Source organism: Tsukamurella spumae, from assembly GCF_012396015.1.
GTDB lineage: Bacteria > Actinomycetota > Actinomycetes > Mycobacteriales > Mycobacteriaceae > Tsukamurella > Tsukamurella spumae.
In genome coordinates this window covers 84,953-105,674 of record NZ_JAAXOQ010000015.1, presented here as the reverse complement: position 1 = coordinate 105,674, position 20,722 = coordinate 84,953, and the positions used below count along the sequence as shown (strand labels likewise).

20 protein-coding genes are annotated in these 20,722 nt (G+C 71.2%); 11 read left to right on the top strand and 9 right to left on the bottom strand.

From position 1 onward, the window contains the following. Positions 1–311: biotin/lipoyl-containing protein (locus tag HF999_RS12745; RefSeq protein WP_312854132.1), on the bottom strand; the 311-nt coding region annotated here is incomplete at its 3' end. Between the two features lie 155 nt (positions 312–466). Then, the gene (locus tag HF999_RS12740) at positions 467–1,990 is read right to left on the bottom strand and encodes a leucyl aminopeptidase (protein ID WP_168546228.1); all 1,524 of its coding nucleotides are present in this window, start codon (positions 1,988–1,990) and stop codon (positions 467–469) included. 92 nt (positions 1,991–2,082) lie between these two features. Here HF999_RS12740 and HF999_RS12735 point away from each other — a divergent pair, with 92 nt between their 5' ends. From HF999_RS12735 to HF999_RS12715, 5 genes are all read left to right on the top strand, one after another. Beyond that, positions 2,083–3,399 carry an alanine racemase gene (locus tag HF999_RS12735; RefSeq protein ID WP_168546227.1) on the top strand — a complete coding sequence of 439 codons (1,317 nt, stop codon included), beginning with the start codon at positions 2,083–2,085 and terminating at the stop codon, positions 3,397–3,399. Further along, on the top strand, positions 3,396–4,733 hold the full coding sequence (locus HF999_RS12730; protein ID WP_168546226.1) for a D-arabinono-1,4-lactone oxidase: 1,338 nt from the start codon (positions 3,396–3,398) through the stop codon (positions 4,731–4,733). Before HF999_RS12735 ends, HF999_RS12730 begins: the two co-directional genes overlap by 4 nt. A 20-nt stretch (positions 4,734–4,753) precedes the next feature. Beyond that, positions 4,754–6,004: a uracil-xanthine permease family protein gene (locus tag HF999_RS12725; protein ID WP_168546225.1), complete on the top strand. Its 1,251-nt coding sequence runs from the start codon at positions 4,754–4,756 to the stop codon at positions 6,002–6,004. Positions 6,005–6,014: 10 nt separating this feature from the next. Next, positions 6,015–7,115: a glycine cleavage system aminomethyltransferase GcvT gene (gcvT, locus tag HF999_RS12720; RefSeq protein ID WP_168546224.1), complete on the top strand. Its 1,101-nt coding sequence runs from the start codon at positions 6,015–6,017 to the stop codon at positions 7,113–7,115. Positions 7,116–7,192: 77 nt separating this feature from the next. After that, positions 7,193–8,296: a branched-chain amino acid aminotransferase gene (locus HF999_RS12715; RefSeq protein ID WP_168546223.1), complete on the top strand. Its 1,104-nt coding sequence runs from the start codon at positions 7,193–7,195 to the stop codon at positions 8,294–8,296. A gap of 342 nt (positions 8,297–8,638) precedes the next feature. On the opposite strand, the gene HF999_RS12710 is transcribed toward HF999_RS12715, so the two are convergent. Genes HF999_RS12710 through HF999_RS12690 form a run of 5 tightly spaced genes read right to left on the bottom strand, consistent with a single transcriptional unit; the run spans position 8,639 to position 13,539 of the window. Next, positions 8,639–9,073: a DUF7832 domain-containing protein gene (locus HF999_RS12710; protein WP_168546222.1), complete on the bottom strand. Its 435-nt coding sequence runs from the start codon at positions 9,071–9,073 to the stop codon at positions 8,639–8,641. Positions 9,074–9,122: 49 nt separating this feature from the next. Continuing rightward, entirely contained in the window at positions 9,123–10,337 is a 1,215-nt protein-coding gene (locus HF999_RS12705) for an oxygenase MpaB family protein (RefSeq protein WP_312854131.1), read from the bottom strand. Positions 10,338–10,387: 50 nt separating this feature from the next. Next, positions 10,388–11,143 carry an adenosylcobinamide-GDP ribazoletransferase gene (locus tag HF999_RS12700; protein WP_168546221.1) on the bottom strand — a complete coding sequence of 252 codons (756 nt, stop codon included), beginning with the start codon at positions 11,141–11,143 and terminating at the stop codon, positions 10,388–10,390. 14 nt (positions 11,144–11,157) lie between these two features. Then, a complete protein-coding gene (gene cobT / locus HF999_RS12695; RefSeq protein ID WP_168546220.1) occupies positions 11,158–12,849 on the bottom strand; it encodes a nicotinate-nucleotide--dimethylbenzimidazole phosphoribosyltransferase in 1,692 nt (563 codons plus the stop codon). A gap of 3 nt (positions 12,850–12,852) precedes the next feature. Then, positions 12,853–13,539 (bottom strand): DUF3043 domain-containing protein, encoded by a 687-nt coding sequence (locus HF999_RS12690; protein ID WP_168546219.1) that lies wholly within the window; start codon positions 13,537–13,539, stop codon positions 12,853–12,855. A gap of 131 nt (positions 13,540–13,670) precedes the next feature. On the opposite strand from HF999_RS12690, the gene HF999_RS12685 reads away from it, so the two are divergent. The 3 genes from HF999_RS12685 (at position 13,671) to trhA (ending at position 15,796) form a co-directional block, all read left to right on the top strand. After that, a complete protein-coding gene (locus HF999_RS12685; RefSeq protein WP_168546218.1) occupies positions 13,671–14,018 on the top strand; it encodes a HesB/IscA family protein in 348 nt (115 codons plus the stop codon). A 90-nt stretch (positions 14,019–14,108) separates the two neighbouring features. Then, the gene (locus tag HF999_RS12680; protein ID WP_168546217.1) at positions 14,109–15,092 is read left to right on the top strand and encodes a carbohydrate kinase family protein; all 984 of its coding nucleotides are present in this window, start codon (positions 14,109–14,111) and stop codon (positions 15,090–15,092) included. A 47-nt stretch (positions 15,093–15,139) separates the two neighbouring features. After that, complete coding sequence (gene trhA, locus HF999_RS12675) at positions 15,140–15,796, top strand: PAQR family membrane homeostasis protein TrhA (RefSeq protein WP_168546216.1); 657 nt, start codon at positions 15,140–15,142, stop codon at positions 15,794–15,796. A 3-nt stretch (positions 15,797–15,799) separates the two neighbouring features. Here trhA and asnB read toward each other — a convergent pair whose 3' ends face one another. Next, on the bottom strand, positions 15,800–17,764 hold the full coding sequence (gene asnB, locus HF999_RS12670) for an asparagine synthase (glutamine-hydrolyzing) (protein ID WP_168546215.1): 1,965 nt from the start codon (positions 17,762–17,764) through the stop codon (positions 15,800–15,802). 232 nt (positions 17,765–17,996) lie between these two features. On the opposite strand from asnB, the gene ctaC reads away from it, so the two are divergent. From ctaC to HF999_RS12655, 3 genes are all read left to right on the top strand, one after another. Then, complete coding sequence (gene ctaC, locus HF999_RS12665; protein WP_068569227.1) at positions 17,997–19,100, top strand: aa3-type cytochrome oxidase subunit II; 1,104 nt, start codon at positions 17,997–17,999, stop codon at positions 19,098–19,100. A gap of 4 nt (positions 19,101–19,104) precedes the next feature. Further along, complete coding sequence (locus tag HF999_RS12660; protein WP_068569226.1) at positions 19,105–19,536, top strand: cytochrome c oxidase subunit 4; 432 nt, start codon at positions 19,105–19,107, stop codon at positions 19,534–19,536. 117 nt (positions 19,537–19,653) lie between these two features. After that, positions 19,654–20,379: a hypothetical protein gene (locus HF999_RS12655; RefSeq protein WP_168546214.1), complete on the top strand. Its 726-nt coding sequence runs from the start codon at positions 19,654–19,656 to the stop codon at positions 20,377–20,379. A gap of 2 nt (positions 20,380–20,381) precedes the next feature. On the opposite strand, the gene HF999_RS12650 is transcribed toward HF999_RS12655, so the two are convergent. After that, a complete protein-coding gene (locus HF999_RS12650) occupies positions 20,382–20,633 on the bottom strand; it encodes a nitroreductase family protein (protein WP_168546213.1) in 252 nt (83 codons plus the stop codon). Between the last annotated feature and the right edge of the window lie 89 nt (positions 20,634–20,722).

Here is a 20,722-nt window from a genome sequence, read left to right as displayed (position 1 = left end):
GCACCGCTGCCCAGCTCCTGCGCCTCGTCCTCGGCGGCGGGCGCGGGGGCAGCGGCGGCGGGCGCGGCCTCGCCGGCCTCACCGATCGTCGCCAGGTCGCCACCGACCTCGACGACATCGTCCTCCTGGGCCAGGATCTTCAGCAGTACGCCCGAAGCCGGAGCGGGGATCTCGGTGTCGACCTTGTCGGTCGAGACCTCGAGCAAGGGCTCGTCGACCGTGACGGTGTCACCCTCCTGCTTGAGCCACCGGGTGACGGTGCCTTCGGTGACGCTCTCGCCGAGTGCCGGCATCTGGACGGAGAAGGCCATTTCCTCTGACTCCTCAGGTTCGGTTATCTGCTGTGATATGAGCTGAACGCGGGTTTCGGCTGGTGGCCTCCACCGACATAAGACCCTACCCTCAGGAGCCCGGTCCGCGCGGCGGTTGGGGTCCTACTCGCCGGTAACTCCCAGGGGGTGGGAGCTCAGCCCCGCTGCGCGATGTCGCGGAGCACGGCCAACATGGTGCGGACCGGGACGCCCGTACCACCCTTGGGCGTGTACCCGAACGCGCTGCCGGTGTTGAAAGCCGGGCCCGCCACGTCGATGTGGGCCCACTGCACGCCGTCGGCCACGAACTCCTGCAGGTACACGCCGGCGGTGAGCATGCCGCCCCACCGGTGCGGGCTCACGTTCGCGAGATCGGCGACGCGCGAATTGATGTCGGCGCGCAGCTCCTCGGGGAAGGGCATCGGCCAGCCGTTCTCGCCGACGGACTGCGAGAGCTCCGCCACCCGGTCGCGGAAGGCCTCGGTGCCCATCACGCCGGGCGTGCGGGTGCCGAGAGCCACCATCTGCGCGCCGGTCAGCGTGGCGGTGTCGATGAGGTAGTCGGGGTCGTCCTCGCAGGCGCGGACGATGGCGTCGGCCAGGATGAGGCGGCCCTCGGCGTCGGTGTTGATCACCTCGACGGTGGTGCCGCCGTACTGGGTGATGACATCGCCCGGACGCTGCGCGGTGTCGGAGGGCATGTTCTCCGCCATCGGCACGGTCGCGGTCACGTCCACCGGCAGCCCCAGCTGCGCGGCCAGGATCACCGTGGCGATGACCGCCGCCGCGCCGCCCATGTCCGAGGTCATGTTCTCCATACCCGCGGCGGGCTTGATCGAGATGCCGCCGGTGTCGAAGGTGATGCCCTTGCCGACCAGCGCGACCTGCTTGGCACCGTCGACCCCGCTGGCGTGACGCAGGCGCACGAGGCGCGGCGGGCGCGAGCTGCCCTGGCCGACCCCGACGATGCCGCCGTAGCCGTTCCCGGCGAGGTACTCCTCGTCGAGGACCTGGACCTCGAGCCCCGCTTCGGTGCCCAGGCGCTCCGCCCGGTCGGCGAACTCGGCGGGGGACAGGACGTTCGGTGGGGTGTTGACGAAATCGCGGGCCAGCGAGACGGCCGCCGCCGTCAGCCGCGCCTGGTCGACGGTGGCGCGCGCCTCCTCCGCCAGGGCCTCCGACGCGGGCGCCGCCAGTAGCGCCAGCGCGCCGAGCGGGGCCTTCTTCGGCGCGGACGTGTTGCGGAACTCGGTGAACCGGTAGGCGCCCAGGTAGGCGCCCTCGACGGTCGCGCCGAGGTCGAGCGCGGAGAGGGTGGTCGCGGCCGTCGCCACGCCGTCCAGGGCGCGCGCCGCCGTGCCCGCCGCGCGGCGCACCGTTTCCGCCGGGACGGGCGCGCCCTCGGCGGGCGCGGCGCCCAGGCCCGTGCCGAGCACCGTCGCCCCGCCCAATCCGGAGCCCGCCGGGGCCGGGACGCGCGCGGTCTCGCCCGCCTTGCCCGTCGCGCCGACCAGCGCGAGCGCCTCCGCCACGGAGCCGCGCGCGGCCTCGGGCACGCCGGGGTCCAGCGTGATCGCCGCCCCGTCCGCTCCGGAGAACACGCCCACGACGATCACGTCCGTCGTCGCTCCGAGGTCGTCGGTCAGCGTGAATGCGGGTCCGGAGAACGGCGTGCTCAAGGGGGTTCCTCTCGTCGGGGTGCGACGGGTCGTCGCGCCGCCGCGATGTTACGCCTGGGACATCACTCGCGTCGCACGTACGATCGGTCCTCATGACGGGGAACGGCACGGGCGAGACCACGACCGGAGCGATCGAGCTGGACCTGGGGGCGGCACCGTCGTCACTGGACCGGGACTGGGAGATCGACCCGCTGTCCTACTGGGCCACCATCGACGCCGCCACGCACGGCCTGGACGCGCCGATCCTGGCCGCCGACCTCGACGCGCTTCGCTACAACACGGCCGACATGCTCCGCCGGGCCGCGGGCAAGCCGATCCGGGTGGCGTCGAAATCGCTGCGCTCGCGCCCGGTGATCGACGCGCTGCTGCGCGTGCCCGGCTACGCCGGGGTGCTCGCCTACGACGTGGCGGAGGCGCACTGGCTCGCCGCGGACGGCGTCGATCACACCGGAGCCGTCCGGCCCGGCTGTCCGGACGTGGTGGTCGCCTACCCGAGCGCCGACCTCGGCGCGATCGCCGCCCTCGGTGCCGACGAGGCGGTCGCCGGGCGGGTGACGCTGATGATCGACGACGCCGACCAGCTCGACCTCATCGACGCCGCCGTGCCGCCGAGCCGCCGCCCCGAGCTGCGGGTCTGTATCGACATCGACGCCTCGTACCGCGCGCCGGCGCTCGGAACGATCGGGGCGCGCCGCTCGCCGATCCGCAACCGTGCGCAGGCGGCCGTGCTGGCGGCGACCGTGGTGGGCCGCAAGGGCTTCCGGCTCGTGGGGGTGATGACCTACGACGCCCAGATCGCCGGCGTCGGCGACCTGAGCATAGGCCGCCCCGGCGCGGGGGCGCTCCTGCGCACCATGCAGCGGGCCTCCTGGGACGAGCTCGTCGCGCGCAGGCTCGAGATCCTCACGGACCTGCGGCGCATCACCGACCTGGAGTTCGTCAACGGCGGCGGCACCGGGTCGCTCGAGCGCAACGCCGAGGACCCGAACATCACGGACATCGCCGCCGGCAGCGGCCTCTACGGCCCGCACCTGTTCGACGGCTACTCGCACTTCCGCCCGGCGCCCGCGATGGGCTTCGGCCTCGCCGTGGTGCGCCGCCCCGATGCGCGGACGGTGACCTGCCACGGCGGCGGCTGGATCGCCTCCGGGGCCGCGGGATCGGACCGACTGCCCTTGCCCGTGTGGCCGACGGGGCTCAAGCTCACGGGCCGGGAGGGCGCGGGCGAGGTGCAGACCCCGCTCGAAGGCGATCGCGCCGAACGGATCTCGCTCGGCGACCGGGTGTGGTTCCGGCACACCAAGGCGGGGGAGCCGGCCGAGCACTCCGACGATCTGGTGATCGTGAACGACGGTGCCGTGCACGCCACGGTGCCCACCTACCGCGGCGAGGGGAAGTGCTTCCTGTGAACAAGTGGATCCCGGGACTGGACCAACTGACCGGCAAGGCCGGCGAGTGGCGGAACTGGGCGCGCACCGCGTCCGCGTTCCCCTCGTACGTCTCGCGGCCGGCGACGATCGAGGACGTGCAGCGCACCGTCGAGCGGGCGCGCGAGCGGGGCGGCACCGTCAAGGCGCTGGGCGCCGGGCATTCGTTCACCGCGATCTCCGCGCCCCGCGATGTCGCACTCGCCCCCGACCACCAGGGCGGCCTGGTCACCGTCGACACCTCGGCCAAGCGGGTCACGCTCCGCGCCGGCACCCGCCTCTACGACGTTCCCGCGCTGCTCGAGCCCTACGGTCTCGCGATGCGCAACCTGGGCGACATCGACAAGCAGACCCTCGCCGGGGCGATCTCGACCGGCACGCACGGCACCGGTCTGGGCTTCGGCGGCATCGCCACCCAGGTCGTCGGGGCCACCCTGGTCTCGGGGACGGGGGAGGTGGTCACCGTCGGCGAGGACGATCCGCGCCTGCCGGCCGTCGCCCTGGGGCTCGGCGCGCTGGGGATCCTGGTCGAGGTGACGCTGCAGTGCGTGGACCGGTTCGTGCTCGAGGCCACCGAGGCGCCGATGTCGCTGGCGGAGACCGTGGACGGCTTCGTCGAGCGCGTTCGCGGCGTGGACCACTTCGAGTTCTTCTGGTTCCCCGGATCGAAAAGCACGCTCACCAAGTCCCAGATCCGCCGCCCGGGCGACTACAAGCGCAAGCCGATCGGGACGGTGCGGCGCTTCCTCGGCGACAAGGTCGTCGGCACCGGGGCCCTGCTCGCCGTGTGCGAGGCGGGCCGCGCAGTCCCGTCGCTGACGCCGCGGCTCGTCTCGCTCGCGACCTCGATGCTCTCCGAGCACACCGAGATCGACTACTCCACCAATGTGCTCACCACCGACCGGTCCGTGCGCTTCCGTGAGACCGAATGGTCTGTGCCGCTGGAGAACACGATGCCCGCCTTCGCCGCGCTCAAGGCGGCGACGGAGCGGCACGACTGGAACCTCACCTTCCCGATCGAGGTCCGCGTCGCCGCCGCGGACGACCTGATGCTCTCGACGGCGTCGGGCCGGCAGTCCGGCTACATCGCCGCGCACCGCTACGTGCGCGACGGGCCCAGCGACTACTTCGCGGAGGTCGAGCGGATCATGATCGAGCACGGCGGACGCCCGCACTGGGGCAAGATGCACACCCGCACCGCCGAGTTCTTCCGCGGTGCCTACCCGCGGTTCGACGAGTTCCTGGCCGTGCGTGACGAGCTCGACCCCGACCGGGTCTTCGCCAACGACCACCTCGACGCTGTGCTCGGCCGCTGACTCGTGCATGATTTCCGGCCATGAAGACATTCGGCTGGACGCCGACCACTGACGGTGCGGGCGTGGTGGGGCCCGGTGAGCGGCTGAGCTGGCCCAAGACCCTCGGCATCGGCGTACAGCACGTGGTGGCCATGTTCGGGTCCACGTTCCTGGTGCCGGTGCTGACCGGCTTCCCGCCGGCGACGACGCTGCTCTTCTCCGGCGTCGGGACGCTGTTGTTCCTGGTGATCACCGGGAACCGGCTGCCGAGCTACCTGGGGTCGAGCTTCGCGGTGATCGCGCCGATCACGGCGGCGACCGCGTCGCATTCGATGGGCTCCGCGCTCGGCGGCATCGTCGCGGTGGGCGTGCTGCTGATGCTGGTGGGCGTGGTGGTGCAGTTCGCGGGGACCACCTGGATCGAGAAGCTGATGCCGCCCGTGGTCACGGGAGCGATCGTGGCCCTGATCGGCCTCAACCTGGCGCCGGCCGCGAAGGCCAACTACGAGAAGGCGGCCGTCACGGCCACCATCACCCTGGTCTGCCTGATCGCCTCCCTGGCCCTGTTCAAGGGCATGCTGGGGCGACTGGCGATCTTCACGTCGGTGGTCATCGGCTACGTCGTCGCGTCCTTCCGCGGCGAGGTGGACACGTCGAAGATCGCGGCCGCGTCGTGGATCGGGTTCCCGGAGTTCCACGCCCCGTCGTTCTCGTGGGCCGTGCTGCCGATGTTCCTGCCGGTGGTGCTCGTGCTCGTGGCGGAGAACGTCGGGCACGTGCGGTCCGTCGCGCAGATGACCGGTGAGGACTACGACCCCGTGATGGGCCGGGCCCTCATGTCGGACGGACTCGCCACGGCGCTCGCCGGCGCGGGCGGTGGATCGGCGACCACGACCTACGCGGAGAACATCGGCGTCATGGCCGCGACCCGCGTCTACTCGACGGCGGCCTACTGGGTGGCCGGTGTCGCCGCGATCCTGCTCGGCATGTCGCCGAAGGTCGGCGCGGTGATCGCGTCGATCCCGCCCGGTGTGCTCGGCGGCATCACGACGGCGCTCTACGGCCTCGTCGGGATCCTCGGCGTGCGGATCTGGGTGCAGGCGCGCGTGGACTTCTCGCGGCCCATCAACCAGCTGACGGCCGCCGTGCCGCTGATCATCGGGATCGCGGACTTCACCTGGTCGCTCGGAGACGTGACCTTCACCGGCATCGCGCTCGGTTCCGTCGCCGCGATCGTGATCTATCAGGGGATGAAGCTGTTGGGCCGATCCGGCAGCGCGGCCCTGGACTAGAGTGCCGGGCATGAGTGAGACGCTGATCGAGGGACCCCTGAACGCCGTGCACACCGAGCTGGGGGCGGCGTTCGCGCCCTTCGGCGGCTGGTCGATGCCCGTCAAGTACGCGGGCACCGTCGGCGAGCACACCGCGGTCCGCGAGGCGGTCGGCATCTTCGACGTGAGCCACCTGGGCAAGGCCACCGTCGCGGGGCCGGGAGCCGCGGAGTTCGTCAACCGAGTACTCACCGCAGACCTCGGCAAGATCCACCCCGGTAAGGCGCAGTACACGCTGTGCACCAACGAGTCCGGCGGCGTCATCGACGATCTCATCGTCTACTACGTCTCCGACGACGAGCTCTTCCTCGTGCCCAATGCCGCCAATACCGCCGCCGTCGTCGAGCACCTGCGCTCCCGCGCTCCGGAAGGGGTCACCGTCGTCGATCAGCACCGCGACTACGCCGTGCTCGCCGTGCAGGGCCCGTTGTCGGCCGAGGTGCTGCGGGCCGTCGGGCTGCCGACCGAGATGGAGTACATGGCCTACGAGGACGCCTCCCTGAACGGGACGCCCGTACGGGTGTGCCGCACCGGGTACACCGGCGAGCACGGCTACGAGCTCATCCCCGCCTGGGGTGACGCCGAGACCGTGTTCCGCGCCCTCCTGCCCGAGGTCACCTCCCGTGGTGGCCAGCCCGCCGGCCTCGGCGCCCGCGACACTCTGCGCACCGAGATGGGCTACCCCCTGCACGGGCACGAGCTCACCGTCGACATCACGCCCGTCCAGGCCCGCGCGGGCTGGGCCGTGGGCTGGAAGAAGCCGGAGTTCGTCGGGCGGGACGCGCTGCTCGCCGAGAAGGAGGCGGGCCCGGCCCGGAAGCTCTGGGGCCTGCGCGCCACGGGCAAGGGCGTCCTGCGTGCCGACCTGACGGTGCTCGGGGCCGACGGTGCCCCCATCGGCACCACCACGTCGGGCACCTTCAGTCCCACGCTGAAGACGGGAATCGCCTTGGCCCTCATCGATTCCGAGGCGGGCGTCGCCAAGGGCGACACCGTGAGCGTGGACGTGCGCGGCCGCGGGATCGAGTGCGAGGTCGTGCTGCCGCCGTTCGTCGAGGCGAACACGAAGTAGGCGCCCGAGGATTACTCGGGGTTCCTACTGATTGGTACGGCCCGCGCGGCTGGGCGCGGGTCGTAGAATCAGGTTCCATGACAACTGGCACGGCCTTCGCCCTTATCCGCAACGACCACCCCCGCTCTGCGGCTGAGCGCTCCGAGATCCTGGCGAACCCGGGATTCGGCAGGTACTTCACCGACCACATGGTCTCCCTCCGCTGGAGCCAGGAGCAGGGCTGGCACGACGCCGAGGTCCTGCCCTACGGCCCCATTCCGATGGAGCCATCCGCGGCGGTGCTGCATTACGCGCAGGAGATCTTCGAAGGTCTCAAGGCCTACCGTCAGCCCGACGGTTCCGTCGCCACCTTCCGGCCCGAGGCGAACGCCGCGCGCTTCCAGCGCTCCGCCGAGCGGCTCGCGATCCCGCCGCTGCCCGAGGACGTGTTCGTGGAGTCGCTCAAGCAGCTCGTCGCCATCGACGGCGAGTGGGTGCCCGCGGCCGGCGGCGAAGAGGCTCTGTACTTCCGGCCGTTCATCTTCGCCGATGAGGAGACCCTCGGCGTCAAGCCCGCCAACAGCTACCGATTCCTGGTGATCGCCTCGCCCGCGGGCGCGTACTTCGCGGGCGGCGTCAAGCCGGTCTCGGTGTGGCTCTCGCGCGAGTACGTGCGCGCCGCGCCCGGCGGCACCGGCTTCGCCAAGTGCGGCGGCAACTACGCCGCGTCGCTCGTCGCGCAGGCGCAGGCCGCGCAGCAGGGCTGCGACCAGGTCGTGTGGCTCGACGCCATCGAGCACGAGGCGATCGAGGAGATGGGCGGGATGAACCTGTTCTTCGTCCTCGGCTCCGGTTCCTCGGCCCGGATCGTGACGCCGGAGCTGTCCGGCTCGCTGCTCCCGGGCGTGACCCGTAGCTCGCTGCTCCAGCTCGCCCGCGACGCCGGATTCGAGACCGAGGAGCGTCGCATCACCGTCGACGAGCTCAAGGAGGGCGCCGCGTCCGGCGCCATCACCGAGGTCTTCGCCTGTGGCACGGCCGCCGTGATCACCCCCGTCGGGCGGGTCAAGGGCGCGTCGGAGGACTTCACGATCGGCGACGGTGAGCCCGGCGAGATCACCATGGCGCTGCGCAAGACCCTCACCGGCATCCAGCGCGGCACCGTGCCGGACACGCACGGTTGGATGGCGACGCTGAGCTGAGCGGGAGCTGCGGGTCGTGGGCCGGGGGAGGGCTGAGAAGCGCTTGTCCTTCCTACAGGTGATGCGTCCCGCGCATACCCTTTGACCTGCGATGATTGCGGTCAGGGTATGCGCCCGCTGCATACCCTCATTGGGGGCAGGCCTGACGGAGTCGGGTAGCCCAGTCGGACCGTGGCATCGAGGTGTTGTCCGAGGTGATCGCGTCGGTAACCTTCAGGCCCCGTCGGTAGTCAGTCGGTACTCGGGGTAGCTGGTTGCCAATGCTGCATCGAGCCTGTCGATCAGTGGATCCATGGCGGTCACGCTACCTCGGACGCCCTGTTGCGGCTGCCCGACCGGGAGCTACCGACCTGACTTCCATTGCGCGTAGAGGGCGTCGATGACGGGCGCCACCGCGTCGTACAACTGCCAGGTGTCCGGGGCGGCGTAGGTGGAGTCGTACCGGGCGACCTCCGGCACCGTCGAATACGCGTCCAGGTAGGCGGAGTAGGTGGCGTCGGTGAAGGCGTTCCCCTCGTCGGTGAAGGCACCGGAGTCGAACTGGCCCACCATGCGCTGCACCAGATATGCACCGGGCGTGAGCATGCGGTCGTCGAGCAGGTCGAGGTGCGGATCCGGGACCGGTTCGGGGACCCCGTGCCACAGTGTTGTGCCGCTCGCGAGACCGTGCGCCCGCATCCAGGCGTAGAAGATCCCGATGTGCGTGGCGGCGTTGTCCTCGGGAAGGCCGAGCTCGTCGACGGTCTCCTGGTGCCACTCGGCATCGTCGTAGGTCATGACGCGAGGCTCCCGCGCGGCGGTTGGCGGAGCCTTGCCGCCCGGTTGATCAGGCCGTGACGTGCTGGGCCGAGTGGCCGACGGCGGCGTCCTCGCCGAGGGTGCGCATGAACCTCGCCTGGCTGATGTCGCCCCGGTGGGCGGCCCGCTCACGGCCGCCGGGCAGCTGATTGAGCACCGACTCGACCAGGTGGTACGGGATCCGCAGGGCCGGGTACCAGGGGAGCGTCGGCGGGACGCCGAGCTCCTTCATCGCCGCCGTGCCGAGGTAGGTGGTCGCGATCGACATGTGCTGCGAGCGGGCGATCCGGCGACGGATCCCGCTGAGGTGCTGGTAGTTCCACACCATGGGGTCGTCGGCCATCGGCTGCGCGAGGGCCCGGCTCGTCTCGTCCGGTGTGGAGAGGGCGCGCGAGGTCTGGAACAGGATCCGCAGGCTGTCGCGGTAGCTGTGGGGCAGGAAGTCGTCGTGCACGCCCATGAGCCGGCCCACGCACCGCGTCAGGTGCGCCGCGGCCTCGTACTCGCGCGGGCGCGCGAGAATGCCGAGGCCCATGCCGACCGCGACCGGCGCGATGAGCGCGCCGACCAGCGTGGCCGCCATATCGGTCTGGTTGACCGGCAGGCCGTAGGCCTCGGCATCCCAGTCCGGTAGGGCCGTCACGTGCCGGCGGACCATCGAGTGGATGAAGCGGACGCGCAGCGTGGAGCGGTAGCCGACGCCGCCGGGGCGCAGACCGTCGGGCGCGATCACGTCGAGCGCCCACTGCGAGGTCTCCGCGAACCGCTTGTTCGACCCCTTCTCGAGCGCGCCCGTGCGCAGCAGTGTCTGGTTGAAGCCCGAGAACAGGTAGCCGCCCATGAGTGCGACGTCGCGCGCGACGGAGAAGCCGTCCGCGCCCCCGCTGCGCATGAGCTGCCCGCCCAGGAGGACCTTGTCCCAATCGACCCAATCGGGGTCGGCCTCCATCTCCTCGAAGAACTCCCGGATCTCCGACGGTGCCTCGGGCACCGTCGCGATCCCGTCGTTCAGGGCGCGCTCGAAGAGGGGCTTGCGGGTGTCGCGGTCCTGGTAGATCCAGTCGACGAGCTCGTCCATCGGGGCATCGCCCACGGTGAGCAGTTCGCCGAATCGCCGGAACTCCGCGTGCGTCGGCTCGGGAAGGCGCAGCGCACGGCTCATCATCCGGATCCCCGGAGGAACACGCCGGGGGCGCGCGGGATGCCGCGCCGGGATCGATCGTGCGCTGTCGATGGTGGTCACATCACCGTGTCTACTCCTGACAACGCTCGTTGTCTAGGGTACGGCGGTTCCTAGCCGACGCACAGGCCGACCAGCGCGGTCACGGTGGCGAGCTCGATGCCGAAGCCCAGGACATCGCCGCTCATCCCGCCGAACCGGCGGACGCAGTGGCGCATCGCGAGGGCCGCGACGAGCAGGCCGGCCGCGACGGCGAGCGGGCCCTGCCAGGGCGGGCCGGGCACCGTCGGGACCGCGAGGGCGAGGGCGGCGACGAGCCAGCAGCCCTGCGCGGCGAGCCCCTGCGTGCCGGCGGTCAGCGCCCCGAAGCCGTCGGGATTCGACGGTGCCCACCCCTTCCGGCAGCCGAGGACGGCGGCGACGCGGGCGGCGCCCACGGCGACGCCGATCGCGAGCCACAGCCCGCGCTCCGCGAGGGCCCCGACGGCAGCGGCTTCGGCGATGAGGAGCAGTGCCAGCGCCGCAGCGCCGAACGGGCCGACGGTGCCCTGGCGCATGATCTCCCGCGCGCGCTCGGGTGGTCCGTAGCTGCCGAGGCCGTCGACGCAGTCCGCGAATCCGTCCAGGTGCATGCCGCGCGTGACGAGCGCCGCGGCGCCGACCGCGAGGGCGCCGACGAGCACCGTCGGAAGGCCCGCGCCGTGTGCAGCCCAGGCCACCGCCACGACGACGGCGCCGACGACCGCGCCGGCGACGGGCACGAGGGCGATGATGCGGGCACCGTCGGCCCGCGTGACCGGGCTCGGCTGCACCGAGCCGGGCACGGGCAGCACCGTCAACCAGGCGACGGTCGCGAGCAGGTGCCGCACGTCAGCGCGCCACGTCAGTCCGCGGACTTCCCGGACACCCCGGCGGAGTCGAAGGTCGCCATCTCGCCGAGGACCGCGACGGCCGACCGGACCAGCGGCAGGGCCAGGGCGGCGCCGCTGCCCTCGCCGAGGCGCAGGCCCAAGTCGAGGAGCGGCTCGAGGTCGAGGCGGCGCAGCGCCAGCGCGTGTGCCGGTTCGGGACTGAGGTGCCCCGCGGTCCACCAGCTCGCCGCGCCGGGCGCGAGGTCGTTGGCGACCAACGCGGCGGCCGTGACCACGACACCGTCGAGGATGACCGGCGTGCGGCGGACGGCCGCTTGCGCGAGGAACCCGGCCATCGCCGCCAGGTCGGCCCCGGCGACGGTGCGCAGCAAGGCCTTCGGGTTGCCGGTGTGCGGTCGCGCGCGGTACATGCCGTCGCGGATCGCGGCGGCCTTGCGCATCCAGGCGTTGTCGTCGATGCCGGTGCCGCGGCCGACCACCAGGACCGGCTCGGTGTCGGTGAGCGCGCCCACGAGCACCGCGGCGGGCGTGGTGTTGCCGATGCCCATGTCGCCGAGGACGAGCAGATCCGCCCCCGAGTCGACCTCCTCGTCGGCGATCCGCCGGCCGGCGGCGATCGCGGCGATCGTCTCCTCGTCGTTCATCGCGTCGGTCACCGCGATGTCGCCCGAGGAGCGACGGATCTTGTTGCGGCTCAGGTCCTCGCGCGTATCGCCCGCGACGGCGATGTCCTCGACCCGGACCGTGGCCTCGGCCTGCGCCGCCAGGACGTTGATCGCCGCGCCCCCGGCGGCGATGTTCCCCACCATCTGCGCCGTGACCTCCGGCGGGTACGCCGAGACGCCGCCCGCGGCCACGCCGTGATCACCGGCGAACACCACGATCCGCGCGCGGTCGAACTGCTTCGGCGGGCACACGCCCTGGCACGCGGTGATCCACTCGCCGAGCTGCTCGAGCCGGCCCAGCGACCCCGCCGGCTTGGTCAGCTCCAGCTGGCGGTCGCGGGCTTCCCGCCCGATGAACGGATCGGGCGGGGAGAGCGTCGGGAAGGCCAGGGGGTCGGCATCGGGGTCGAAGGGGGGCAGCTCGACCGGGGGGAGCGAGGGCGCTGCGGGCCTCGACGGTGCCGGGGCGACGATGGGCGCGGCGGCGGGGAGCGGCGCACCGTCGGGCCCGGAGCCGGGGAGCGCGGCACCCGTCAGCGGCACCGGGATCCCGGCCACGACGAGCTCGGCCCGGTCCGCGATCGCCGCGAGGCGCGCGTTCACCGTGCCGAGGAGGTCCTGGAAGACGCGGCCCGCGTGCGTGGCCGGGACGACGGACAGGCCCACCTCGGGGCTGACGAGGACCAGGTCGCCCGGGTAGGCGGCGGCCGCGGCGACGAGGCCGTCGAGCTCCGCCGTCATCTTCTCGGGCGTGTCCCAACCGACGGCGTCGAGGCGCGCGGCGAGCCAGCCGCCGAGGTCGTCGACGAGCGTGGGCGCCGAGCCCTCGGACAGCACGGTCCGCAGGTCCTGCGTCTCGACGGTGGCCCACGAGGCCGGGCGGCGCTCGCGGTGCGCGGCGACGCGTGCGACGAGGTCCGGGTCACCGTCGGGTCGCGGGGCGGTGGCGACGTAGCGGACCGGACCGGTGCCGATCAGCTGCTCGGCGCGCGCGGACTTACCGGACCGGACCCCGCCGAGAACGAGGGTGAGCGCCACGGGCTAGACCGGGTCGCCGGGCTTGACCCGCGGCCGCGGAATGCGCATGCGGCGCAGCTGTGTGGTGCGCATGAACGCGTACCAGCCGAGGCGGAAACCGGTCTCGGTGGTGTCGGGCCAGCGCTCGCGGACGCGGTTGTTGATCCGGCGCCCGGTGAGAACGCCCTCGATCGCCATGACGATGACCATGACCAGCAGGATCAGCATCGGGATGCCGGCCAGCTCGGGAATGTTGACCGTGACGAACATGAACACCATGACCACGACGGCGAGCGGGATGAACAGGGTGGACACGTGGCGCTTGGCGTCGACCAGGTCGCGCACGTAGGCCTTGACGGGGCCCTTGTCACGGATCGGGAGGTAGCGCTCGTCGCCCTGCATCATGAGCTCGCGGCGTTCGTTCGCCTGGGTGCGGCGCTCGGCCGAGGCGGCCTTGCGCTCCTCCTTGCTCATGGAGCTCTTGAGCTCCTTGCGCCGGGCGCGGGCCTCCGCCCGCGTCATCGGTGCAGGTGCGACGGGGCCGCGCTTGCGACCCTGCGCCTCGCGACGGCTGGGAGTGGGCCGGCCCTTGCCCGGGGTCTGCACGGGCTTGGCGAGGTTCTCGGCCGCGGTCTCGTCGGCGGACGCGGAGTCGTCAGCGTCCGCGGCCTCGGAGGTCGTATCGTCGGCCTTCTGCCAGGGGAGTTTCACATCCGCCAGCCTATTCGATCGGCGCGGGTGGGCGGTGATGCGGGGGAGGCACGCGGTGACGGGGACTACGGGGAATGCCGGGCGGGGGAGTACCGTTGAACCAGACACCGACGCGTGTGTGAGGAGAACCTATGACTACTGCCGAGACCGAAACCACCGGTGTGGTGCTGACCGATGCCGCGGCTTCGAAGGCGAAGGCGCTGCTGGACCAGGAGGGCCGCGACGATCTCGCGCTGCGCATCGAGGTGCAGCCGGGCGGCTGTGCCGGCCTGCGCTACCAGCTCTACTTCGACGACCGCACGCTGGACGGCGACGTGGTGTCCCAGTTCGGCGGCGTGAACCTGTCGGTGGACCGGATGAGCGTTCCGTTCCTGATCGGCGCGAAGATCGACTTCGTCGACACGATCGAGAAGCAGGGTTTCACCATCGATAACCCCAACGCCACCGGCTCCTGCGCCTGCGGCGACTCGTTCAACTGACGTAGTACTGACGCCCCTCGGGGCGTGCGGAACCCTCTCGCGGTTAGGCTCACGGAATACATCCGTCGCCAACCACGGGAGGGTTTCGCCGTGTCGATCGCTGTGTCCGGCTCCATCGCCACCGATCATCTGATGCGTTTCGAGGGGAAGTTCTCCGAGCAGCTGCTCGCCGAGCACCTCGCGCACGTGTCGCTGAGCTTCCTGGTCGAGGAGTTGGTCCTGCAGCGCGGCGGCGTCGGCGCGAACATCAGCTTCGGCATGGCGCGGCTCGGCCGCCGGCCCGTGCTGATCGGCGCCGTCGGCAAGGACTTCGACGAGGGCTACCGGGCGTGGCTCGAGGACGCGGGCGTCGACACCCGCGCCGTCCGGGTCTCGGAGACCGCCCACACCGCCCGCTTCCAGTGCACCACCGACTCGGAGATGGCGCAGATCGCCTCGTTCTACTCGGGCGCGATGGCCGAGTCGCGGGAGATCGCGATCGCGGACGTCGCCGGCACCGTCGGGGCCCTCGACCTCGTGGTGGTCGGCGCGAACGACCCCGCCGCGATGGCCCTGCACAGCGCCCAGTGCCGCGAGGCGGGAATCCCCTTCGCGGCGGACCCGTCGCAGCAGCTCGCGCGGCTGAACGGCGAGGAGGCGCGCGCACTGGTCGAGGGCGCGAAGTTCCTTTTCACCAACGAGTACGAGTGGGGCCTGCTCCAGCAGAAGACCGGCGTCTCCGCGGAGCGGCTGACCGACATGGTCGAGGTGCGGGTCACGACGCTCGCGGAGAAGGGCGCCGACATCGTCGTGAACGGACCGGATCGACAGCAGTGGATCCACGTGGACGTCGTGCCCGATCGCGGTCGTGTCGATCCCACCGGTGTCGGTGACGCCTTCCGCGCCGGCTTCCTCGTGGGCCTGGACGCGGGCCTGTCCCACGAGCGCGCGGCTCAGCTCGGCTCGTACGTCGCGGTGAAGGTGCTCGAGACCGTGGGGCCGCAGGCCTGGGACTACGACGCCGACGATGCCCGCGAGCGGCTGACCGAGGCCTACGGCGCCGCGGTGGCCGCGGAGATCCTCGCAGCGCTGTAGCTCACATTCCCTGTTACCGATGAGTAACCTACGGTATCGTAGGTTCCATGACGATCGCCGGAGTCCCTGAGGTCAAGCCGCGGCTGCGTGGGGTGATCCACCAGTTCGGGGCGTTCGGCGCCGTGCTGCTGGGTATCCCGCTCGTGGTGGCGGGGTTCCGGCACAGCGCTGCGGCCGGCCTCGCGCTGCTGGTGTACGCGATCACCGTGTTCGGGGTGTTCGGGGTCAGCGCCGCGTACCACCGCGGGAAGTGGACCGACGCGCAACGGATCTGGATGAAGCGCGCCGATCACTGCATGATCTTCGTGTTCATCGCCGGCAGCTACACCCCGATCGCCGTGCTCGCGCTGCCGTCGTCCGTGGCCCGGTGGGTGCTGGCGGTGGTCTGGGGCGGGGCCGCGGCCGGGGTCGCACTCAAGCTGCTGTGGCCCCATGCCCCGCGCTGGGTCGGCGTGCCGCTGTACATCGCGCTCGGCTGGGTGGTGATCGCCGTCGCGGGCGATCTCGTGCGCGGCGCCGGATGGACCGCCGCGATCCTGCTCGTGATCGGCGGCGTCCTGTACAGCGGGGGAGCCGTCCTCTACGCCACGCGCTGGCCGAATCCCTGGCCCGGGGTCTTCGGGCATCACGAGTTCTTCCACGCCGCCACCGTGATCGCGGCCCTGTGTCACTACGCGGCGATGTGGATCACGCTGTTGCGCTGACCCCTAGAGGCGGACCGGGTAGACCGGCTCCTCGATCACGGGATGGATCCGGTCCTCGACGAAGATCCCGTGCCAGACCATGAACACCAGGACGGTCCAGATCCGTCGGGAATGGTCGGTGCCGCCCGGCCAGCCCTCGGGGGCCTTGGCCTTGTGCTCGTCGAGCATGGCGAGCACCGCGCGGCGATCGATCCACTCGTCGGTCTGCGACTCCTCGATCACCGTCCGGGCCCAGTCGTAGAGCTCCGGGCCGGCGAGCCAATGCCGCAGCGGCACGGGGAAACCCAGCTTCTTCCGGTGCAGCACGTGCGGCGGGATGATCTCCTCGAGTGCGCGGCGCAGCGCGTACTTGGACGTGCCACCGGCCAGCTTGAGATCGGCGGGCAGGGTCTCCGCGACGCGGAAGACCTCCTGGTCCAGGAAGGGCACGCGCAGCTCGAGCGAGTTGGCCATCGTCATCTTGTCGGCCTTGACCAGGATGTCGCCGCGGAGCCAGGTGAACTGGTCCAGGTGCTGCATCCGCTCGACGGGGCCCCAGCCCTGCGTCTTGGCGTAGATCGGCGCCGTCACGTCCGTGTGCGTCCAGTCCTCGCGGAAACCGGGCAGGACCGACCGCAACTGCGCGTCGTTGAACGAGCGGGCGTTGCCGTAGTACCGCTCCTCCAGCGGCAGCGAGCCGCGCTGCAGCAGGGACTTGCCGCGCTTACCGTCGGGCATCCGGTCGCCGATCCTGCCCGCGGTCCGCCGGGCCCAGGCGGGCAGCCGGTCGAAGGGCGCGAGCGAGAGCGGCTCCTTGTAGATGGTGTAGCCGCCGAACAGCTCGTCGGCGCCCTCGCCGGACAGCACGACCTTGACGTGCTTGCGGGCCTCGCGCGCGAGGTAGTACAGCGGGACCAGCGACGGGTCGGCGACCGGATCGTCGAGGTACCAGACGATGGCGGGGATCGCGTCCCGGAACTCCTCGGGCGAGACGGTCTTGACCACGTGCCGCGCGCCGATCGCCTCCGCCGACTCCGCGGCCACGTCGACCTCGCTGTAGCCCTCGCGCTGGAAGCCGGTGGTGATGGTGATGAGGTCCGGGTTGTGCTGGATCGCCAGCGCCGCGACGGCCGTCGAGTCGATGCCGCCGGAGAGGAACGAGCCGACGGTCACGTCCGCCCGCATGTGCATCTTCACCGAGTCCCGCAGCGCGTCCGCGATGTCGCGGTAGATCGCCTTCGCCTCGGCCGATTCGAGCCCGCCCGTGAGCGGCTTGACCGGGAAGCGGGGCTCGAAGTACCGCTTGCCGATGACCTCGCCGCCGGGGGAGACGGTGGCGTAGCAGCCCGATTCGAGGCGGCGGATGCCCAGGTGCAGCGACTCGGGCTCCGGCACGTACTGCAGCACCGTGTAGTGCTGCACGGCGCGCGGATCCAGCCCGGGCCGCAGGCCGGCCTCGTCGGCGAGGGCCAGGACGGACTTCTTCTCCGACGAGAAGACGGTGCCCCTGCTTCCGGTCCCGACGTACAGGGGCTTGATGCCGAACGGGTCGCGCGCCAGCGTCAGCTCGCGGCGCTCCGTGTCCCACAGGGCGAAGGCGAACATGCCCCGCAACTGGGCGAGGACCCCCTCGATGCCCCAGTGGTGGAAGCCCGCCACGATCGGCTCACCGTCGCCCTCGGTGCGGAACCGCACCCCGAACTCCTCGGCGAGCCGGCTGCGCAGCTCGAGGTAGTTGTAGATCTCGCCGTTGAACGTGAGCGCGTACCGCTCGGGGTTCTCCGGCGGGCCCCAGCGCAGCGGCTGATGCGCGTGGTCGATGTCGATGAACGACAGGCGGTTGAAGGTCAGCGCCAGATCGTCGTCGTGCCACGACCGGCCCGACTCGTCCGGGCCGCGGTGCCGCATGCACCGGCCGGCCGCGGTCACCGCGTCGACGACAGCGCCCGCGCTCTGATCGGCGGACAGGAATCCCAGGAGGCCACACACGGTCAACAAGTATGCCGGAACGGCCTCCGGTACCCGGAACGGCGCAGGCCAATGAGGCACACGGCGGAAACGACGCGCCATTTGCCGACCCCGCAACGTGGACCGGCCCTCGTTGGTCTACGCTGCGTAGTACAAGGGGAACGTGCAGCCCCGGCGCCGAGTTCCCGAGGGGTTCTCGACAGTCGGAACGAGCCCCGCAGCACTGACCGTGTTTCAGCAGGAAGGCGCGACATTGGCACCCGGAAGTAACGCCCACGGTGGGGCCGCGTCCTGGCGTAAGCGCCTGGTTCTGGCCGCCGGGCTCGTCGCAGGCATGTTCGCTCTGGCGGGCTGCTCGGCCGACGAGGTGATGCGTTTCGGTTGGCCCGAGGGAGTGACCCCCGAGGCCCGTGACATGACTGAGCTCTGGAGCTGGTCCGTGGTGGCCGCCCTGATCATGGGCGTGCTGGTGTGGGGCCTGACGTTCTGGACGATCACCATGCACCGGAAGAAGGCGGACTCGCCCGATTTCCCGCGGCAGACCGCGTACAACGTGCCGCTGGAGTTGCTCTACACCGCGGTTCCGTTCCTCATCATCGCCGTGCTCTTCTACTTCACCGTGGTCGTGCAGACCAAGGTCGAGAAGCTCGAGGACAACCCCGGCGTCACCGTGGATGTGACCGCCTTCCAGTGGAACTGGCGTTTCGCGTACCGCCAGGTCACGGTCGACGGCAACACGATCAAGCTCGAGCGGCCCAACCCGTACGGCCAGCAGCCCGACCTCGCGAAGCTCAACGAAGAGGCCGCGAAGATGAAGGAGCACGGGCACGTCGAGCGGCAGGACGAGCGCGGCCCGAACCACGGCCGGTTCCAGGACATCCGCGACTACCTGAAGTTCAGCAGCATCGAGGTCCAGGGCTCCACCGCTGAGATCCCCGTGCTGGTCCTCCCGACCAACACGCGCATCGAGTTCGATCTGGCCTCGGCGGACGTGGTCCACTCGTTCTGGGTGCCGCAGTTCGCCTTCAAGCGCGACGTGATGCCGAACCCCGTGCAGAACCACACGCAGAACAGGTTCCAGGTCTCCAGCATCGACCGCGAGGGCGCCTTCGTCGGCCGCTGCGCCGAGATGTGCGGCGACTACCACTCGATGATGAACTTCGAGATCCGCGCCGTCACGCCGGAGAAGTTCAAGAAGTACATCGAGGCGCGCCAGTCCGGCCAGGACAACGCCGCGGCGCTCGTGTCGATCAACGAGTCGGCCGTGTCGACCAGCACCTTCCCGTTCGACACCCGTCGCACCGGCCGCTCCGCGTCGGGCGAGAGCACCAAGCCCGTCACTGAAGGGGTGAAGTAACCCAATGAAGGTCGAAGCGAAGCTCTTCGAGTTCCTCACCGCGTTCTTCTTCCTCGCGGGCATCATCTACACCGTCGTCACCGCCATTTGGGGTCCGGGCTACGGCTACGGCGCCGTGGAGTGGGTCGGCGTGGTCGCGATGTTCCTCTCCGGTGGCCTGACACTGATCATCGGCACCTACTTCCGGTTCGTGTCCAACCGGGTCGACACCCGCCCCGAGGACTACGAGGACGCCGAGGTGTCCGACGGTGCCGGCGAGCTCGGCTTCTTCAGCCCGCACTCCTGGTGGCCGATCCTGCTGTCGGCGTCGGTCGCCGTCGTCGGCATCTCCGTCGCGCTGCAGCTGTACTGGCTGTGGATCTTCGGCGGCGCGCTCGTCATCGCCGCGGCCTGGGGCCTCGTCTTCGAGTACCACAAGGGTCCCGAGAAGCACTAGATCCACGGATCGTCGAACGGCGCCCGTCCCGGAATTCACCGGGGCGGGCGCCGTTCTTCTGTTCGCGTTCACCGCGCGGACTCCCCGCCGTCTCCGGCAGCTGATTGCATGCAAGCCATGACGCAGGTCGACTCCGGGCTGTCCGTACGCAAACTCACCGCCGACGAGATGCGGGGGCGGCGCGGACCCAGCGCTGCGCCGAAGACGAAACTCGACTTCTCCGTCGCGGAGCCGGAGGCGCACGGCGGCGGCGAGTACGGCACCGTCGGACACATCGGCGTCGTGGCGGCCCCCGTACGCGCCTACCTCGCCGTCGATACGGTCGGCAGCCCCCGCACCTCGGACGACTTCCGAACCGCGGCTGAGGCCCTCTACGCGGCCGCGTACGGCGTGAAGGTGCGCAACAAGGCCCTGGCCCGCCGCGGCGCCCCCGGCGCCGACGACGAGGTGCGCAGCGACTTCACCATCGCGCCCCTGGAGCGCCTGCGCGGTGACCTCACCGCACACACCACCGCGGAGGCCCGGTGGACCCTGCTGCTGCGCCGGCCCGCATGGATCGACGATGCCGAGGTGGGGGACGTGCTCGAGCAGCTCGAGGTGTCCAGAGGGGTCAAGAACCTGGCCCGGGTGCGCTGCCTGAACCTCCCGGCATCGTCGTACCTGCAGACCCGCGTCGACGGACGGTGGTCCGCCGCGGTCACGCCCACCGCGAAGGCCTTCGCAGTTCAGCTGCGGGAGCGGGGCCTGACGGCCGTCGACGGTGCCTGGCACGAGGTCTGCCTCGGGGAGCCCGGCGCGCCCGTCGGGCAGAGCACCTACCTGCTGCGCCTGCGGCTGGCCTGAGCTCAGCCGCGCTCGGCGGAGACGCGCGCCCACCTCACCTCGTCGCGGCTGCGACGGTCCCGCGAGACGCCCGGCAGCTCGCCCGGGGCGTGCGCGGCCACCCCGAACGCCGTCATCGTCGAGACCTCCCACTCCCGCGGCACGCCGAACTCGACTTCGACGGCCTCGCGGTCGAAGGCCCGGAACTGGTGCGCGTCGAACCCGATCGACAACGCCTGCAACGTGACGACGATGACCGACGCGTCCGGCCCCATCGTGCGGAACTGCCCGCGAGGTGGCGGACGGACCCCCTGTGCCCCCTGTCGCGGACGGTGGCCGGCCGGGCGGCCGGGGGCGGCGGACC

Coding starts and splice junctions, on each gene's coding strand:
- HF999_RS12650 (WP_168546213.1), bottom strand. CDS start 20,633: ATGGGGCCGGACGCGTCGGTCATCGTCGTCACGTTGCAGGCGTTGTCG.
- HF999_RS12655 (WP_168546214.1), top strand. CDS start 19,654: ATGACGCAGGTCGACTCCGGGCTGTCCGTACGCAAACTCACCGCCGAC.
- HF999_RS12715 (WP_168546223.1), top strand. CDS start 7,193: ATGACAACTGGCACGGCCTTCGCCCTTATCCGCAACGACCACCCCCGC.
- trhA (WP_168546216.1), top strand. CDS start 15,140: ATGACGATCGCCGGAGTCCCTGAGGTCAAGCCGCGGCTGCGTGGGGTG.
- HF999_RS12725 (WP_168546225.1), top strand. CDS start 4,754: ATGAAGACATTCGGCTGGACGCCGACCACTGACGGTGCGGGCGTGGTG.
- HF999_RS12710 (WP_168546222.1), bottom strand. CDS start 9,073: ATGACCTACGACGATGCCGAGTGGCACCAGGAGACCGTCGACGAGCTC.
- HF999_RS12735 (WP_168546227.1), top strand. CDS start 2,083: ATGACGGGGAACGGCACGGGCGAGACCACGACCGGAGCGATCGAGCTG.
- HF999_RS12660 (WP_068569226.1), top strand. CDS start 19,105: ATGAAGGTCGAAGCGAAGCTCTTCGAGTTCCTCACCGCGTTCTTCTTC.
- gcvT (WP_168546224.1), top strand. CDS start 6,015: ATGAGTGAGACGCTGATCGAGGGACCCCTGAACGCCGTGCACACCGAG.
- HF999_RS12685 (WP_168546218.1), top strand. CDS start 13,671: ATGACTACTGCCGAGACCGAAACCACCGGTGTGGTGCTGACCGATGCC.